The organism is Mesorhizobium sp. (assembly GCF_965229135.1).
Taxonomy (GTDB): Bacteria; Pseudomonadota; Alphaproteobacteria; order Rhizobiales; family Rhizobiaceae; genus Mesorhizobium.
Window position 1 is genome coordinate 1,736,025 of record NZ_OZ245860.1, and the last position, 17,304, is coordinate 1,753,328.

General features: G+C 62.3%; 19 protein-coding genes. 7 read left to right on the forward strand and 12 right to left on the reverse strand.

The genetic code is table 11. The features are described 5' to 3' along the window. Nucleotides 1-10 precede the first annotated feature (10 nt). Nucleotides 11-1,651, reverse strand: a complete 1,641-nt coding sequence (locus tag ACO07C_RS08545) for a LysM peptidoglycan-binding domain-containing protein (protein ID WP_421913739.1) — start codon at nt 1,649-1,651, stop codon at nt 11-13. A gap of 114 nt (nt 1,652-1,765) precedes the next feature. On the opposite strand from ACO07C_RS08545, the gene ACO07C_RS08550 reads away from it, so the two are divergent. After that, nucleotides 1,766-2,377 (forward strand): TIGR00730 family Rossman fold protein, encoded by a 612-nt coding sequence (locus tag ACO07C_RS08550; protein WP_421913740.1) that lies wholly within the window; start codon nt 1,766-1,768, stop codon nt 2,375-2,377. A gap of 124 nt (nt 2,378-2,501) precedes the next feature. On the opposite strand, the gene ACO07C_RS08555 is transcribed toward ACO07C_RS08550, so the two are convergent. After that, entirely contained in the window at nt 2,502-3,398 is an 897-nt protein-coding gene (locus ACO07C_RS08555) for a LysR family transcriptional regulator (protein WP_421913741.1), read from the reverse strand. 109 nt (nt 3,399-3,507) lie between these two features. Between ACO07C_RS08555 and ACO07C_RS08560 the strand changes: the two genes are divergently transcribed. Both ACO07C_RS08560 and ACO07C_RS08565 read left to right on the forward strand, forming a co-directional pair. After that, entirely contained in the window at nt 3,508-3,798 is a 291-nt protein-coding gene (locus tag ACO07C_RS08560; RefSeq protein ID WP_421913742.1) for a muconolactone Delta-isomerase family protein, read from the forward strand. 163 nt (nt 3,799-3,961) lie between these two features. Beyond that, on the forward strand, nt 3,962-4,957 hold the full coding sequence (locus ACO07C_RS08565) for a transporter (protein WP_421913743.1): 996 nt from the start codon (nt 3,962-3,964) through the stop codon (nt 4,955-4,957). A gap of 5 nt (nt 4,958-4,962) precedes the next feature. Here ACO07C_RS08565 and ACO07C_RS08570 read toward each other — a convergent pair whose 3' ends face one another. The 9 genes from ACO07C_RS08570 to ACO07C_RS08610 form a co-directional block, all read right to left on the reverse strand. Next, on the reverse strand, nt 4,963-5,646 hold the full coding sequence (locus ACO07C_RS08570; protein ID WP_421913744.1) for a glutathione S-transferase: 684 nt from the start codon (nt 5,644-5,646) through the stop codon (nt 4,963-4,965). An 8-nt stretch (nt 5,647-5,654) separates the two neighbouring features. Beyond that, nucleotides 5,655-6,584 carry an EamA family transporter RarD gene (gene rarD, locus ACO07C_RS08575; RefSeq protein ID WP_421913745.1) on the reverse strand — a complete coding sequence of 310 codons (930 nt, stop codon included), beginning with the start codon at nt 6,582-6,584 and terminating at the stop codon, nt 5,655-5,657. 83 nt (nt 6,585-6,667) lie between these two features. After that, complete coding sequence (gene cimA, locus ACO07C_RS08580) at nt 6,668-8,290, reverse strand: citramalate synthase (protein ID WP_421913746.1); 1,623 nt, start codon at nt 8,288-8,290, stop codon at nt 6,668-6,670. Further along, a complete protein-coding gene (gene pip / locus ACO07C_RS08585) occupies nt 8,287-9,243 on the reverse strand; it encodes a prolyl aminopeptidase (protein ID WP_421913747.1) in 957 nt (318 codons plus the stop codon). The genes cimA and pip overlap by 4 nt, the downstream gene beginning before the upstream one ends. Then, nucleotides 9,240-9,716, reverse strand: coding sequence for a GFA family protein (locus ACO07C_RS08590; RefSeq protein WP_421913748.1), 477 nt, complete (start codon nt 9,714-9,716; stop codon nt 9,240-9,242). The genes pip and ACO07C_RS08590 overlap by 4 nt, the downstream gene beginning before the upstream one ends. After that, nucleotides 9,713-10,204 (reverse strand): GFA family protein, encoded by a 492-nt coding sequence (locus tag ACO07C_RS08595; RefSeq protein ID WP_421913749.1) that lies wholly within the window; start codon nt 10,202-10,204, stop codon nt 9,713-9,715. The genes ACO07C_RS08590 and ACO07C_RS08595 overlap by 4 nt, the downstream gene beginning before the upstream one ends. 6 nt (nt 10,205-10,210) lie before the next feature. Then, nucleotides 10,211-10,597: a VOC family protein gene (locus tag ACO07C_RS08600; protein ID WP_421913750.1), complete on the reverse strand. Its 387-nt coding sequence runs from the start codon at nt 10,595-10,597 to the stop codon at nt 10,211-10,213. Further along, nucleotides 10,594-12,030 carry a cysteine--tRNA ligase gene (cysS, locus tag ACO07C_RS08605; RefSeq protein WP_421913751.1) on the reverse strand — a complete coding sequence of 479 codons (1,437 nt, stop codon included), beginning with the start codon at nt 12,028-12,030 and terminating at the stop codon, nt 10,594-10,596. Before cysS ends, ACO07C_RS08600 begins: the two co-directional genes overlap by 4 nt. 658 nt (nt 12,031-12,688) lie before the next feature. After that, complete coding sequence (locus ACO07C_RS08610) at nt 12,689-13,450, reverse strand: SOS response-associated peptidase (RefSeq protein ID WP_421913752.1); 762 nt, start codon at nt 13,448-13,450, stop codon at nt 12,689-12,691. A gap of 123 nt (nt 13,451-13,573) precedes the next feature. Between ACO07C_RS08610 and ACO07C_RS08615 the strand changes: the two genes are divergently transcribed. From ACO07C_RS08615 to ACO07C_RS08630, 4 genes are all read left to right on the forward strand, one after another. Then, a complete protein-coding gene (locus ACO07C_RS08615; protein WP_421913753.1) occupies nt 13,574-14,029 on the forward strand; it encodes an NUDIX hydrolase in 456 nt (151 codons plus the stop codon). Further along, complete coding sequence (locus ACO07C_RS08620; RefSeq protein WP_421913754.1) at nt 14,026-14,403, forward strand: TIGR02301 family protein; 378 nt, start codon at nt 14,026-14,028, stop codon at nt 14,401-14,403. The genes ACO07C_RS08615 and ACO07C_RS08620 overlap by 4 nt, the downstream gene beginning before the upstream one ends. Before the next feature lie 339 nt (nt 14,404-14,742). Further along, nucleotides 14,743-15,000, forward strand: coding sequence for a hypothetical protein (locus ACO07C_RS08625; protein ID WP_227349533.1), 258 nt, complete (start codon nt 14,743-14,745; stop codon nt 14,998-15,000). Between the two features lie 78 nt (nt 15,001-15,078). Then, nucleotides 15,079-15,858 carry a hypothetical protein gene (locus ACO07C_RS08630; RefSeq protein ID WP_421913755.1) on the forward strand — a complete coding sequence of 260 codons (780 nt, stop codon included), beginning with the start codon at nt 15,079-15,081 and terminating at the stop codon, nt 15,856-15,858. 70 nt (nt 15,859-15,928) lie between these two features. Here the strand turns inward: ACO07C_RS08630 and ACO07C_RS08635 are convergent, their stop codons facing one another. Then, a complete protein-coding gene (locus ACO07C_RS08635; protein WP_421913756.1) occupies nt 15,929-17,263 on the reverse strand; it encodes a dihydroorotase in 1,335 nt (444 codons plus the stop codon). Nucleotides 17,264-17,304: the final 41 nt, after the last annotated feature.

Sequence of the window (17,304 nt, forward strand, 5' to 3'; positions counted from 1 at the left end):
GCAGAGCGGTTTATTCTGTCTTGGTCGGAGCCGTCGTCGCCTGGTCGCCCATCGCCTTCAGATTGGCGGCTTCGCCTTCCTTAGACTTTTCAGGGACCTTGAACACCTGTCCCGGCCAGATGCGGTCGGGATCGCGGATCTGGTCCTGGTTGGCCAGATAGATGGTCGAGTAGCGCACGCCGTGGCCGTAGACGCGCCGCGAAATACGCCACAGCGTGTCGTTGCGGCGGATGATGACGGCGCCATCGGCATGCTCAAGCTTTGGCGCGACAATCTCGGGTACGTCCGCCCCAGGCGTCGCGGCCGCGACTTGAGCCGGAGCCTCAGCGGGCGCTGGCGCCGCGCCAACGGCCTGTGCCGGTGCCGTAGCCGGTGCGGGTGTTTCGGCGGCAGGCGCGGGTGCGGCGGCAACGGCGGGCGCGGCCGGTTGGGTGGCCGGAGCGTCTGTCGCAGGAGCGGACGGCGCTTCAGCGGCGGCGACCGTGGCGGGCTTTGCATCGGCGGGCTTTGTCTCAGCCGGCGCCACCGCGGCGACCGCCTCGCCGGGCTCGCGCTCGAACGGCACGGCCGCGCGGGCAATCACCTTCACCCCGTCGGCATCGAGGCCATCGACATGAATGGTATAGTTCCCGACCGGAATGTCGCGCGTCGCCTCGACCAGGAAATGACCGTCGGGCGAGGTCTGCGCGTCGCCAAGCAGGATGTCGTTGGCATAGGCGCGGACCTTGCGGCCGGCATCGGCGAGACCGGCGATGAAAATCTTGTTGCCGTCGATCTCGACCGCTTCGACGACGATCTTGGGTTCCGCTGCTGCCGCAGCGGCAGTCGCTGACGCCGTTGCGGCTGGCTTTGCCGGAGCGGCATCCGCCGCGACAGGCGCCGCGGCTGCAGATGCTGCCGGCGCCACGGCGGCGGGAGCCTCCGCACTCGGCTGGGCGGCAGTCGGTGCGGCGGCAGCCTGCGTCTCCGGCTTTTTCTCGGCCGTTGGGACGGTGATGAGTTCCGACGGCTTGCCTGGTTCCTCGACCATTGCCAGCACTTGGCCAGACGCGTTGGCTGGAACCGAGACGACCGCGGTCTGCGCCGAAGCAATCACGGCCTTGTCTGGTGTAGTCGAACGCAGGGTGATCGTATAGTCGCCGGGCTTCAGCGGGTCATCCAGAACAATGACGAACGCGCCATCGGAGCCGGCGACCGTCGAGCCGAGAACCATCGAGCCGTTGAGTATCTCGACCTTGCCATTGGCGGCAGCATTGCCGGCGACGACGATCGAGCCGTTGCTTTCAACCCGCACGACATCGAAGGTCGGCACGACCGGCCCGGCTACCGTCGGAGCTGGAGCCATCGCGGGCGCGGTGGCTGGTTCCGATGGCTTTGCCGGCGCCATCGCGTTGCTGGCGGGCGCCGCTGGCGCCATTGCATTTGCGCCCGAAGCAGGCGCCGACGGTGCCGGTGCGGCGGGAAGCCGACCTTCCGTGCCAGATGCGGCCGGCTTTGCCTCGGTACCGGCCGGCGGCGTCAATGCCGCGACTTCCGCGGGCGGCGTATGTTTGAGATACGGGTCGAGTGCGCCCGATACATAGGCTGTCCCGGCCGCGGCCACGGTCCCACCCGCCGCGAACAAAAACGCCTTCAATGGATTAATTGCCATATTTCCCTGCCCCTTAGCCACCTAATGCCGGTCTAGCGTGTTTTGCAAAGGCCGACAAGAAAAAGCCCGACATGGGCTTGACCATGGTTACGGACCCAATCACCAATCAGTTTCATGAACACGATTCGATCCGTCTGCGTCTATTGCGGCTCGTCTCCGGGCCGAGACGAAACCTATGTGAAGGCCGGGCACCTGCTTGGGCGCTCGATAGCCCGTTCTGGCCTGCGGCTGGTCTATGGCGGCGGCACCAAGGGCATCATGGGGGCCGTCGCCGAGGGTGCGCTGCGGGCCGGCGGCAAGGTTACTGGCATCATTCCGCGCTTCCTGATCAACAGGGAAGCGACCGAAACCGCGCTTGACCGGCTCGACGAGCTCTTGATCACCGAAAACATGCACGAGCGCAAACACAGGATGTTCGAGAAATCGGACGCCTTTGTGGCGTTGCCGGGCGGCATCGGAACTGTCGAGGAAATCGTCGAGATCATGACATGGGGCCAGCTTGGACACCACCGCAAGCCGATCGTCTTCGGCAATGTCGGGGGATTCTGGGATCCGATGCTGGCGCTGCTGGATCACATGTCCGCCGAGGGTTTCATTCACACCGCACAGAGAGTGAAACCGCTGGTGGTCACCGATCCCGAAGCGATAGTCGCCGCCATCATGGTGGCCGGAACCTCGGTCGATGCGCCCACCGAGGGCGTACAGTCTGTGATCGACAAGCTGTAAAGTCAGGGGAATAAGGAAGTAGGACAACAAGGCAGTATGTTTGGGCAGTGAAACCAGCGCTCGGGAGATGCTCGCCCTACTGCCCTACTGCCCTACTGCCCTACTGCCCTACTGCCCTACTGCCCTACTGCCCTACTGCCCCCTTTGCAGCCTGCCGCAACGCAGCGATAACAGCGCGCCGGTCATGACGCCGCCATGCGAGGTGGATCGAGACCGTGCGTTCGAACCATGGCAATTCGCGAAACTCGATCCGGGACGGGGCGGCATCTCGCAAGCTGGCCTGCACCGTTGCCAAACCAAGCCCGGCGCTGACCAGGCCCAGCGACGTCAGCGGGTCAGCGGTCTCGTAGGCTATGTCGGGCTGGAAGCCGGCTTTGGCGCACGCGGCCAGGAACTGGCCGCGGTTGGTGTCATCCGGCTGGCGCACCACGGTGATCCATGTGCGGCGATCGAGGTGATGCGGCTGGATGTCGCCGACATCGGCAAGCGGGTCGCTTTCCGGCATCGCCAGCACCAGCGGCTCGCGCCTGACGAGGGTGCAGTCAATATCGGGATCGTCGACGACCGGTGGTGAGTAGATCAGCCCCAGATCGAGCGTGCGCTGGCGCAGCCCCTGCAATTGCGCGGCCGAACGCTGGTTCATCAACCGAAGATGGAAGTCGGGCCGGTCGCGACGAAACTGGCGCAGCATGCCGGCGACGAGACCGGCGTGAACAGCGCCCTCTACATAGCCGATGGCGAGGCGCCCGACCGCGCCAGTGGCAAGATTGCGGCCGAAATCCTCCAACTGCCTTGCGTTAGCCAGCAACGCCCGCGCCTGGGCGAGAAAGGCGCTGCCTTCGGCGTTGAGATGAACCCGCTGCTTTGCCCGCTCGAACAAAGGGACGCCCAGTTGTTCCTCAAGCTGAATAATCTGCCGGCTGAGCGGCGATTGCGAGATATGCAGCAGCTCGGCGGCACGGCCGACGTTGCCGGTTTCCGCCACAGCGACGAAATACCGAATCTGACGCAGATCGAACATTTTTTCTCTGGCCTCAAGTCCCATTAGGTCTGAACTATAGCCTAATCAGTCTTGGACAGTCTGACTAGCGACGGCGATAGTTGGGCCATCGCAAGCATAGGAGACCGTCATGCAGTTCTTTGCCCTTCTCACCCGCAACACACAAAAGTTCACCGACGCCGATTTCGCGCCGCTGCTGCCCGGCGAGGCCGAGCAGCGCCGCACGCTCTACGCCGAAGGCGCGGTGCGCCAGGTATGGAATCGTGGTGACATTCCCGGCAGCGGCATGATGTTCGAAGCAGGCAGTGACGCCGACGTGCGCGGCCATCTGGCTACATTGCCGTTGGTCAAGGCCGGCATGATGGACATCGCCGCCGTCGTGCCGCTCAACCCCTATCCGGGGTTTGGGCCGAAGCGCTGACGTCACAGCATCATCCCGAAGCGATGCGATGGCCGGCGGCGAACGAGCCGCCAGCCAGCAAGTGTCAACAAACCGTCACACGAAAGCGGGCTGGGTCGTGCTAGGAAGTCGCCGTCGATCCGCCTTGAGTTCGGCGCCGTGATCAGTAGCTGGAGAAGCGACCGTGAACATCGCTCTCAATCAGGAAGGCACTGACCTTTCACCCTATCTGCCCGACGAGCATGGGCTGTTCTTTATCTACCATTTCACCCCGGAGGGCGTGCGCACCCAGGATCCGTCGCAGGCGCGCTGGACGTGGCGCAGCTATCAGATCACCGATCTGCACGCACGCCAGGAGATCGGTGCCGAAAGGGTTTTGCCGGCCCCGGTGCGCGAGGCCTTTCTTGCCCCCAGCCATGGCTGCCATATCGACTACGAGGATGACTGGCTCTTTGGTGATCTGCCGGATCTCAGGCACGATTTCTCAGAGGCGCGCGGGCTCGTCCATTTCCGCTTCGCCTTAAACGACACGATGCTGATCGGCGCCCGCAAGCAGCCGCTGGAGTCGGTCGACGCGGTGCGCAAGGCAGTCGAGAACGGATCGCGGAAATTCCGTTCTCCGGCCGAACTGATCGAGGCGGTGATGGGCCAGTCGCTCGACGGCATGGCGGCCGAACTCGGCAAGCTCGGCGACACGCTCGACGGCATCGAGGACCGTGTCGTGCGCGATGCATGGCACAATGAGCGGCAAGCACTGGTCGAGGCGCGCCGGCAACTGGTTGTGATCCATCGGCAGATGGCGACGCTCACCAACCTCTTTCGCCATCTCGACCATTCGCATAGCGACGAACTGCCTGACCCCATCAATGACATGGCGGCAAGGCTCTCGCACCGGGCGCTCACGCTCTATAACGATGGCGAGCAGTTGCAGGCGCGCACAAGGCTGTTGCAGGACGAACTGATGGCCAAGCTGACCATGCAGTCGAACCAGTTGCTTTACGTGCTCTCTGTCATGACGGCGGTGCTGCTGCCGATGACCATCATTTCCGGCCTGTTCGGCATGAATGTCGGTGGCCTGCCACTCGTCGACACACCGATGGGTTTCTGGGTGGTATCAGCGGTATCGCTGCTGATCGCCGGGGTCGTCTATATGTTCGTCAGGCGACTCGGGCGGATGTAACGCCTTCAAACCGCGCGAAGGTCCTCGATGATGGTACCGGCGGCACGGACTTCGGCCTCATGGCCCGGCTCGCGCCATGTCTCGGCTAGGGCGGCGGCATACCACCCGCGCATCGCGGGCAGGTCGAGCAATCGCTTGGGATAGTCAGCCGCGGCGCCCTCGAAAGACAGTCCATACGACCGAGCCCGAAACGCCACGGGCGCGAAGAAGGCATCGACGGCGGTGAAGGCATTGCCGGCCAGGAACGGTCCGCCAAAGCGTGCAAGGCCATCATTCCAGAGATCGCTCAGGCGAAAGAGATCATGCTTCAGCGCGTCGGACATCGGCAATGGTTGCACGCGCACGCCGCAACTCATCGCGCAATCATTGCGCAACGCGGTGAAGCTCGAATGCATTTCAGCCGCGGCCGAGCGCGCCCAGGCACGGGCTTTGGCTTCAACCGGCCAGACGCCGTGATGACGCTCGGCCAGATACTCGACGATAGCCAGCGAATCCCAGACCGCCCAGCCGTCATCGACAAGGCAAGGCACCCGGCCATTGGGCGAAAAGGGACGGTAGAGATCCCAGCTTGGACCGCTTGGAAACGGCGTCAGCCGCTCCTCGAACGGGATGTCGAGCATGCTCATCAACACCCAGGGCCGAAGCGACCAGGAGGAATAATTCTTGTTGGCGATATGCAGCACGTACATCTGAAATCCTACCGTATCGCGGGCGCGGCCGGCCGTGTCTCGCGACCGCGAAACATCGACCAGGAATAGATCGCAAGCGCCACCCAGATAAGTCCAAAGGCCGCAGCGTCGACGCCGCCGAAAGGCTCATCGAAGACCAGCACCGCGATCAGGAAGACCATGGTCGGCGCGATATACTGCATGATGCCTATGGTGGACAGGCGCAGCAGCTTGGCGCCGAATGCGAACAGCAAAAGAGGCACCGAGGTAACGGGGCCGCAACCGATCAGCAATGCGGTATCAATGCCATTTCCCGATACGATGTGATCCTGGCCCGTCGCGATCAAGTAGGCAATGTAGCCCAGAGCGGGCACCGATAGCAGCATCACCTCGAGCAGGAATCCCTGACTCGGACCGATCGGCAGTGTCTTGCGGAAGAAGCCGTAGGCCGCGAAGGAGAAAGCCAGCGCCAGCGACACCCAAGGCAGCTTTCCTGCCTCGACCGTGAGAACCGCGACCGCTATCGCCGCCAGCGCCACTGCCGCGATCTGCAGCCGGCCAAGCCGCTCACCAAGCACCACCGCGCCAACGACAACGCTGACCAGCGGGTTGATGTAGTAGCCGAGCGCCGTCTCGACCGTGCGATCGACCGAGATCGCCCAGACATAGATGCCCCAGTTGATCGATATCAATCCCGCCGTCAGCGCCGCCATCGAGATGGTGCGCGGTGAACGCAGCGCCGCCTTGAAATCAGCCGTGCGGCCAGCCCAGATCAGAACAGCCGCCGCGATGGGCACCGACCAGACGACGCGGTTGGCGATAACCTCAGCCAGCGGCAGATGAGCGACCGCCTTCATGTAGAAGGGCAAGAGACCCCAAAGCAGATAAGCGCCCAGCGCCAGCATAAAGCCGCGCCTCGCCTTCGAATCCGTGTCCAGGGTGATTGCTTCAGTCGCCATGGGCCAACGCTATGGCCCAGACACCTTTACAAGACCATCGCAAAATTCTGATGGATCAATAGGCTCCAGCTGATGGTTCAAGACTATTCCGCTGCAACGAGCCCGGCCATTTCGCGGTTCTTCATCAGCTTGTAAATAATGGAATCCATCAGCGCCTGGAACGATGCGTCGATGATGTTCTCCGAAACGCCGACCGTCCACCAGCGCGCACCCGTGCCGTCATGCGATTCGATCAGCACCCGCGTGATGGCCTCCGTGCCCCCATTGAGGATACGCACCTTGAAGTCCGCGAGTTCGAGGTCGGCGATCTCGTTCTGGTATTTGCCGAGATCCTTGCGCAGCGCGATGTCGAGCGCGTTGACCGGGCCGTGGCCTTCGGCCACCGACATCTTCTCCTCGCCCTCGACCAGCACCTTGACCACCGCTTCCGACACTGTCTTGAGCTGGCCATTGGCATCGAAGCGGCGCTCGATCATGCAGCGGAACGATGTGACGTGGAAGAATTCCGGCAGGCCGTGCAGCATCTTGCGCGCCAACAGTTCGAAGCTGGCATCCGCCCCCTCATAGGCGTAGCCTTCGGCTTCGCGTTCCTTGACCACGGCAATCAACGCATCGAGCCGGTGATCATCCCTGGGCACCTCGATGCCGCGCCGCTTGAGCTCGGCAAGAAAATTGGCCTTACCGCCCTGATCGGAAACCATGACACGGCGACGGTTGCCGACGGCTTCCGGCGGCACATGTTCGTAGGTCGCCGGCTCCTTGGCCAGCGCAGACGCGTGGATGCCGGCTTTGGTGGCGAAGGCGGAAGCGCCGACATACGGCGCCTGAGCTTCCGGCGCGCGGTTCAACAACTCGTCGAATGCCCGCGAAAGACGAGATACGCCGGTCAGGGCCTCGGCCGAGATGCCGGTTTCGAAGCGATCGGAAAAAGCCGGCTTCAGCGCCAACGTCGGGATCAGCGTGATCAGATTGGCATTGCCGCAGCGCTCGCCGATACCGTTCAGCGTACCCTGAATCTGGCGCACCCCGGCCTCGACCGCCGCCAGCGAATTGGCCACGGCCTGACCGGTGTCGTCATGCGCGTGGATGCCGACATTGGTACCCGGGATGCCCGCGGCAACGGCCTTCTGAACGATGGCACGGATTTCCGACGGCTGCGTGCCGCCATTGGTATCGCACAGCACCACCCAGCGAGCACCAGCTTCATAGGCCGTCCTGGCACAGGCCAGCGCATAATCGGGGTTGGCCTTGAAGCCGTCGAAGAAATGCTCGCAGTCGACCATCGCCTCCTTGCCGGCGGCAAGCGCCGCTTCAACCGAAGTCTTGATCGCTTCGAGATTCTCCTCATTTGTGCAGCCAAGTGCCACGCGGACATGGTAATCCCAGCTCTTGGCGACAAAGCAGATGGCGTCCGATTGCGACTGGATGAGCGCCGCGAGGCCGGGGTCGTTGGACGCGGACACCCCCGCCCGCTTGGTCATGCCGAAGGCGACGAACTTGGCGCGCGCGGTTCGATTTTTGGCAAAGAACGCGCTGTCGGTCGGATTGGCGCCGGGATAGCCGCCCTCGACATAATCGAGGCCGAATTCGTCAAGCAGTTTCGCGATGGCGATCTTGTCCTCGACGGAAAAGTCGATGCCCGGCGTCTGCTGACCATCGCGCAAAGTCGTGTCGAAGAGATAGAGGCGTTCGCGGCTCATCGTCATTTGCCCGCGAATTTGTCCGTCGCGCGGATCAGCTGGTCGAGAATTCCCGGCTCTGAATAGGCATGGCCGGCGCCCTCGACCAGATGGAAATCGGCTTTCGGCCAGGCCTTGTGCAGTGCCCAGGCATAACGCGCCGGACATGGCATATCGTAGCGGCCATGGACGATGGTGCCGGGGATGTCCTTGAGCTTGTGTGCGTCGCGAAGCAGCTGCCCCTCTTCAAGCCAGCCGGCATGGACGAAATAATGGTTCTCGATACGGGCGAACGCAACGGCGTAGTCGTCCTGGCCGAACGGGCCGCTGGTCTCGGGCTCTGGCAGCAGCGTGATCGTCTCGCCCTCCCACAGGCTCCAGGCGCGGGCCGCCTCAATCTGTGCCTTGCGGTCGTTGCCAACCAGCCGCTTGCGGTAGGCTGCCATCATGTCGCCGCGCTCGGCCTCAGGGATCGGCGCCAGGAAGCGCTCCCATTTGTCCGGAAACATCTCCGACACGCCGAACTGGTAATACCATTCGAGCTCCGGGCGCGTCAGCGTGTAGATGCCGCGCACCACCAGTTCGCTGACGCGTTCAGGGTGAGTCTCGGCATAGGCCAGCGCCAGCGTCGAGCCCCAGGATCCGCCGAACACCAGCCACTTGTCGAAGCCGGCCATGTCGCGCAATCGTTCGATGTCAGCAACGAGATGCCAGGTGGTGTTGGCCTCGATCGAGGCGTTGGGGGTCGATTTCCCGCAGCCGCGCTGATCGAACAGGATGACATCGTAGAGCTTCGGATCGAACAGCCGGCGGTGTTTTGGCGAGATGGTGCCGCCTGGGCCGCCATGCAGGAATACCGCCGGCTTGGCGCCTTTGGTGCCTGACCGCTCCCAGTAGACCTGGTGGCCATCTCCGACATCGAGCATGCCGGAATCAAACGCCTCGATCTCGGGATACAGGGTACGCAATTCACTGCTCATAGTTGCAAACCTTTGGTCGGCCATTCCGCCGTTTCGTGGTCGGGATGCTGGAAGGAAATGACCGATTCCTGCCGGGCGTAATAATCAGGGTCCTGGTGAGCGGGCGCATCGAAGATCTTTTCCACCCAAGGCAGCCGGACGGCATAGTTGACCTGGATTTGCGGTGCCAGATCGGAACGGTCGTCGAAGGCACCGATGGCGATCTCCAATCCACCAGGCTGTCTGTAGGTCAGCGGCGTGCCGCAGCGGGCACAGAAGCCGCGATCGATGTTGATCGACGACTGGAAATAGCTCGGCTCTTCATGGGTCCATTCGACGCCGTCCCTGGGCACCGTCACCAAGGCGCCAAAGAACGAACCGAACTGTTTCTGGCACATGCGGCAATGGCAGATGGACGGGCGTCCAAGCGCCCCGTGGATGCGAAAACGCACGGCGCCGCATTGGCAACCGCCGGTTCGAACGGTTTCGGTCATGATCTTTCCTCTGGCGGCCATTGGTCTGTATCGTGGTCGGGATGCTGGTAGGAAACGAGATCGGCGAGATAGGGAGCCGACGACATGTCGGCCATCGTGTCCTCTCCCGGCAATTGAGCAATCGTGTCCATATAGGGAAGTTTCGCTTCCGTGCCCCATTGGATGGCCGGCGCGATTTCGGCCGGATCATCAAAGGTCGCGATTGCAAGCGCCATTCCGTCGGGCGCCTCGAAAGTCAGCGGCGTTCCGCACTCGGCGCAGAAGCCGCGCCATGCAGCGCTGGATGAACGGTAGCGCTTGGGTTCGCCGCGCGTCCAGTCGAGCCTGGCGCCATGCACCGACACCAGCGGAAGATAGAAATTGCCGCTCGCCTTCTGGCACATGCGGCAATGGCAGATGGAGGCATCGCCGAGCGCGCCCTCGATCCGAAAACGCACCGCGCCGCATTGGCAGCCGCCCGTGTAGATCGGCCGATTGTCGAGGCTCATCGATCATCACTCCGGGGCATGGCAGACAGCCTCGACATTGTTGCCGTCGGGATCGAAGACAAAGGCGCCATAGTAGTTCGCGTGATAATGCGGGCGCAGGCCCGGCCCGCCATTGTCCTTGCCGCCGGCGGCAAGCGCCGCCGCGTGGAAGGCGTCGACCTCGGCGCGATTGCGCGCGGTAAAGGCGACGTGCTGGTGGTCCTTTGGCTTGTCCTTGCCGCCATGCAGCCAGAACACCGGGCGGTCGCGACCATAGCCGCCAACCTCGGCCCCGCCGGTATATTCCCGCGGCACCATGTAAAGAAGCGAAGCACCCAGCGGCGCCATCGCCTTGTCGTAGAACGCCTTCGACGCATCGAAATCGGAAACGGTGATGCCGAGATGGTCGATCATCTTCTTACCTCCCAGGTGGTTATGCGTTCGCCGGTAGCGGGGTCCTTACCATCCTTCAACTGTATGCCTTGCGCCAGCAGTTCATCGCGGATGCGATCGGCTCCGGCCCAGTTCTTGGCCGCAATGAGGGCGAGGCGCTCGGCGATCGCCGCAGCGACGCCGGCCTTATCGACAGCCGCCGATGCGACATCGAAACCGAGGAACAAAAGGGACGCCTTTAGCGAAGCGGCGGCATCATTGCCGTCGGCCGCCTCGCCAGCGAGTTGAGTCAGCACCTGGAACGCCGCATAGGTTGCGAGGTCGTCCGACAGGGCGTCCACCACGTCCACAGGCAACTGGCTTGCCGGTGCGAGTGCAAGATCCGCCGCCCGCTTCCATTTGCGCAGCGTGTTCTCCGCCTCTTCCAGCTTGCGCACGGAAAAGTCGATCGGCTCGCGATAATGCGTCATCAGCATCGCCAGCCGCAGAACGTCGCCCGGCCATGTGCGACCGCCAAAGGTCTCCGTCTCCAGCAACTCGTTGATCGAGTAGAAATTGCCGAGGCTCTTGGACATTTTCTGTCCCTCGACCTGCAGAAAGCCATTGTGCATCCAGATATTGGCCATCACGTCGGTGCCGTGAGCGCAACGCGACTGTGCGATCTCGTTCTCATGGTGGGGAAAGATCAGATCGAGGCCCCCGCCATGGATGTCGAAGACCTCGCCGAGATAGGCGGCCGACATTGCCGAGCATTCGATATGCCAGCCTGGACGGCCCCTGCCCCATGGCGAATTCCAGCCGGGTTCCTCCGGCGACGACAGCTTCCACAGTACGAAATCCCCTGGCGATTTCTTGTGCGCGTCGACAGCGACGCGGGCGCCGGCCTGCTGCTCATCCAGATTGCGCTTCGACAGTTGGCCGTAGTCCGGCATCGATGCGGTGTCGAACAGGACTTCGCCTGCCGCAACATAGGCATGGCCGCGTTCGATCAGGCTTCGAATCAAGGTAATCATGTCGGCTTTGCCATCAGCACGAGGCTCGACGAATTCCGTTGCGCGCGGCTCGACCGTCGGCTCCAGGCAGCCGAGTGTGGCCACATCCTTGTGGAATTGATCCGCGGTCTTCTCGGTGACCTGTCGAATCGCCTCGTTCAGCGACAGCTTTCCCGATGCGATCTCGCGGCCGAAATCGCGCAGAGCGCGCGCGTTAATCTTGTCGTCGACGTCTGTGATGTTACGCACATACGTGACATGCGTTTCGCCATAGATATGGCGCAGCAAACGGAACAGCACGTCGAAGACGATCACCGGCCTTGCATTGCCGATATGGGCGAAGTCATAGACCGTCGGGCCGCAGACATACATGCGCACATTTTCCGGATCGATCGGAACGAAATCCTGTTTCGACCGCGTCAGCGTGTTGTAGAGGCGCAGGCCATTCGATGCGTCGGACATTCGTGCCTTTTCCGGTTAATCAGTTTGGTGGTGCCGGAACCAGCCTTGCGCCGAAACGCAAATCGGATTCCAGCCTGCTGGCCGGGGCGTTTGTCCAATCTGGGGAAAGATGAGGCGAAAACGTCCGGACCAGCGCGAGGCTAGCCAATAATGCAGATGCCACAAATGGCGAAAGACGTTTTCATGGGCGGCTTTATCGCCTTGGCCGGTGTTGCCGTCAAGTCGCTACTTTCGGCAAAAGTGTCGTTGGCTCACCGGTTAACTTGCGCTGAAACATTTTATTAAACATGTCGGCACAGTCATGAAACATTCGCCGAATAGACGACAACGCGTCACGATTTGGTCGGATTCGGCCATCAGACGTAGACACGAAAATGTTACCAGGGAAGAGAACCATGCCTCGAACCAAGCAAGACCCCAACCGCGCCAAGCAACCGGCACTCGCCAACCATTATAGGGCTATCGGTCCGGCAGCGATCGTCGCGGCTCTTCTGCACACCGCGAAGACGAAAAAGCCGGGGCAGAAAGTCATATCTCCCCGCACCGCCTGATGTTGCGGAGCCGGCGCTGACGGCCGGCAAAAAACGCGCTTGGAAGCGCCGTTTTATCCAGGCATTATCTTTCGGGAAGACGTCCCTTCACGCCCCGGAAACGTGGTTCAAAACAAAGTCATCTGACTGTCGTCAGCGCCGGATTTCTGGCGCTTGGCCTTTTCGATCAATGGCCCGACAATGCCCCTCTCCTGAATCCGCGGACCAGTGTTGACGACCTTGTTGACAAGGTCGGAAACCGGAATCGCCTCGAAGAAATCGGGTCGCGCTGGTTGCAACAGATCAGCGACGTCGCGCGGTTCGAGCGTGCGGCAGTCCAGCCAGCGCGTGAAATCCCGCGGATGTATCACCACCGGCATGCGGTCATGGATATGGGCTATGCCTGCATTGGCGCCGACAGTCAGGATGGCGCCCGTATCCATTTCCGATCCACCGGGTTCAGCATAGGTTTCGATCAGCCCGGCGAAGGCGACGAGCCCGCCATGCTTCGGCCGGATCCAATAGGGCTGCCCCTTCTTGCCGCCAGCCTGTTGCCATTCGTAAAATCCGGAGGCCGGCACCAGCGCACGGCGGTGACGCATGGCGGCGCGGAAAGAGGCCTTCTCCGCGGCTCCTTCCGAACGCGCATTGATCAGCAGCGGAAATTCCCTTGTATCCTTGACCCAGGTTGGGATCAGGCCCCAGCGCACCAGGATCGACTGGCGATTCGGCAGGTTCGAACCTTGAGCTTGCGGGACCCCGGCGAGTGCCATCAGGATAGGCTGCGTCGGCGCGATGTTGTAGCGCGCCGGAAATTCGTCAAGTCCCGCCACGCCCAGAAAGTCCGCCGTCTGTTCCGGCGTGGCGGTCAAGGCAAAACGTCCGCACATAAACTGGAACCCTTGAATTGATACGATGCGAAAGTGGCGATGGAACCGGGGGTGCGCAACCGCTAAAGCTGCTTTCAGAAGGCCAATCCACAAGGCCGCGTTCAATCGAGCCGATGGGAACACATGGACGACGTCAGAAAGACATTGCCTGCAGTCTCGGTCGCCGTCGTGCGCGACGACACCGTGTTGCTGGTCAAGCGGGCACGGCAGCCATCGCAGGGGCTCTACGCCTTTCCTGGCGGCAAGGTCGAGGCCGGCGAAACCCTGGAGCAGGCTGCGGCACGCGAACTGCTGGAGGAAACCGGACTCCGCGCCGACGGCTACCGGCCGCTACGCGAAATCCACATCGACGGCAGAAGCGACGACCATCCGGTCGACTACCGGCTGACGGTGTTCGGCGCCGCCTATGCTGGCGGCGAGGCCGTGGCCAGCGACGATGCGGAGACAGCGGCCTTCTACACGCTGGCTGAGATGTCGGTGCTGCCACTCGCCGGGTCGGTCCTTGACGTCGCCGACCAACTGCTTGGCCCCAAAAACCGCCTTGCAGGAGACAAATTGCTTGGTCACAAAGACTTATGAACCGCGCTCCGCTGCTTCTCGCTGTATTTGTCGCTGTCAGCCTGGCTGTCACGGCGAGGCCGGCCTTGAGCGCCGAGGCACCATTCGAGCCCGGACTGATGCGCCTGGCCGAGGTTCTCGGCTCGTTGCATTTCCTGCGCAATCTGTGTGGCGAAAAAGGTGACCAGTGGCGCGGCGAAATGCAAAAGCTGCTCGATTCGGAAAATCCCGATCCGGAGCGGCGCGCCCGTTTCATCGCCAGCTTCAATCGCGGCTACCGTTCCTTCGGCGGCACCTACACACAATGCACAGCCTCCGCCACGGAAGCCATCAGCCGCTATATGAAGGAAGGCGAAACCCTGTCGCGCGATATAGCCTCGCGCTACGGCAACTGACAGCCGGCTGACCAATTCCTGTTAGAACAGGCCATGCCCTTCTTGTGTGTGGCGGCGCCATGATGCACTCTGCTGTTGCAGTTCTGCAACTACGTTAACGAAACGTTAGCGCGCGGATGTGAAATTAACTCAAACTGAAGGTTTCCGTCCCGTTGGCCGATCTAATCGGCTAAGTTTGCCGTGGATCGAACGTCATTTTGCAGAGTGCTTTGAGTAATCTGAAAGGCGATCAAAGAAATGACGTATTTACAAGGGCTTAGATAGGCCGTCCCGCTAGAGAGACAACTCAAGTCAGATTCGCGACTGGCGGATCGCCGCTTGAAAGGGTGGACATCGCAGATGGAACATGGCGTCAACGACATCGACGCGCTGGTCAGGGAAGAGAAACGCCTGACCGCCGTGGAAAGCCACAGCGAAGCCTGGGCGGAAGGACTTTCGGCCGGAATCGAGCCTGAAATCATCGCCGAGGCGGCACTCGAGACCGCATTCGGCGAAATGTTGCGCGCCAATGGCGAGACGTCGGCACTTGCCCTGCTTGATCGCATGCGGGAAAAGGTGATCGCTGGGGCCTTCGAACCTGAACGGTGGCGGCACTGAACCCGCGGGTTCCTTGGCGACAACGCACCGTTTGGGCATCTTGCCCGGAGCATGGAGAAGCGGGCAGTGGATTTTTCGATGTCAGGCAAGCCAAGCGGCTTGGTCCTCAGCATCTGGCTGGCAGCTTCTTGCGTCGCCGCTCCCATGACGCTGGTTCTTGCGAGCAGGCCCGCATTCGCTTTGAGCGAGATACAGCGCGAGGAACTCCCCTCACCGGTCATTCCATCCGCTAACGATGACATGTCGCCGCCCGGCAGCGCCGTGCCGGCGCCGGATCCGATCGGTACGCCGCCTTCGCCCAGCCAACCCAAATCCCCCGACGAGGCCGAGCCGGCACGGCCGAAGAAGGACGGTGGCATGGCCTCGCCACGCGTCGACCCCAATGCCCCCCTGCCTGAGGTTGTATACGACCTCAACAAGCTGCCCGAGCCCGTCAAGCGCATGCACGACCTCATCGTCGAGGCATGCAAGAGCGGTGACATCGAAAAACTTCGGCCGCTGATCGGCACGGGCGATTCCATCACGCAATTGTCGTTGACCGATATCGACGGCGACCCGGTCAATTTCCTGAAAGGCCTTTCAGGCGACGCGGATGGCCAGGAAATCCTGGCGATCCTGGAAGAGGTGCTCGACGCCGGCTTTGTCCATCTCGACGCCGGCACGCAGCAGGAGCTCTATGTCTGGCCGTACTTCTTTGCCTTGCCGCTCGACAAGCTCGACCCCAAGCAGCGTGTCGAGTTGTTCAAGATCGTCACCTCAGGCGACTATGACGACATGAAGCAGTTCGGTGCTTACATCTTCTATCGTGTCGGCATCACGCCCGCGGGACAGTGGACGTTCTTCGTAGCGGGAGATTGAGGGCGGTTTCTCGGGATCGGCACCTGATCGCCTGCCGAAAGCTAGGGGAAAACTCGGCCCTCTGTAACGGTCACCCGACAGGCAATGCCTCCGAGAACTCTACCGCCCTGCCCTGTCCCGCGGTGACAATCTCGCCTTCCCACATCACGCGCTGGCCGCGCACGATCGTGCCGACCGGCCACCCGGTCACCTGCTTGCCGTCGTAAGGCGTCCAGCCGGCTTTCGAGCCAGCCTGGGCGTTGGTGATGGTTTCGCGACGCTTGAGGTCAACGATGGTGAAATCGGCATCGTAGCCGGCCGCGATGCGGCCTTTCCTGGCCATGCCGAAGATGCGCTGCGGACCATGGCTGGAAAGATCCACGAAACGCTCCAGCGTCAACCGGCCTGCATTCACATGATCAAGCATGATCGGCACCAGCGTCTGCACGCCCGTCATGCCCGACGGCGACGCGGGATAGGACTTTGCCTTCTCGGCCGGTGTGTGGGGGGCATGGTCAGAGCCAAGCACATCGACGACGCCTTGCGAAATCCCATGCCATACACCGTCGCGATGGCGGGCCGCACGCACCGGCGGGTTCATCTGCATCAACGTGCCCAGACGCGCATAGTCGTCGGCGCTCAACGTCAGGTGATGCGGGGTCGCCTCGCAGGTCGCGACATCCTTTTGCTGCTCGAGGAACAGTATTTCCTCGGCCGTCGAGATGTGCAGCACATGAATGCGGGCGCGGACCTGCCGCGCGATGCGGACCAGCCGCTCGGTGCAGCGGAGCGCCGCGATCTCGTCGCGCCACACGGGATGCGAAGACGGATCGCCCTCGATCCGCTCGCCAAGCCGCTCGCGCAGTCGGAACTCGTCTTCGGAATGGAAGGCGGCGCGACGGCGTGTGTTGCGCAAGATGGAGGCGACGCCCTCATCGTCCTCGACCAGAAGGTCGCCGGTCGACGAGCCCATGAACACCTTGATGCCGGCGGCACTCGGCAGACGCTCCAACTCACCGACGTCCCTCGCATTCTCGCGCGTACCGCCGACCCAGAAAGCGAAGTCGCAATGCATGCGGCCGGTGGCGCGCCGCACCTTGTCGGCGAGCGCTGCTTCGCTGGTGGTCAACGGATTGGTGTTGGGCATCTCGAACACGGCGGTGACGCCACCAAGCACGGCCGCGCGCGAGCCTGTTTCCAGGTCTTCCTTGTGCTCGAGCCCCGGTTCGCGGAAATGCACCTGGCTGTCGACGACGCCCGGCAGAATGTGCAGACCCCGACAATCGATCGTGTCGCCGGCCGATGCCTGGCTTAGGTCGCCGATAGCGGCGATGCGTCCTTTGGTGATGCCGATGTCCCGTGCGCCCTGGCCGTCGTGATTGACGACCGTGCCGCCTGTCAGGATGAGGTCGTAGGTCATGGCCATGCTGATCCGGTCTCTTGCGGGGGGAGTGTCAGCGGCTTACG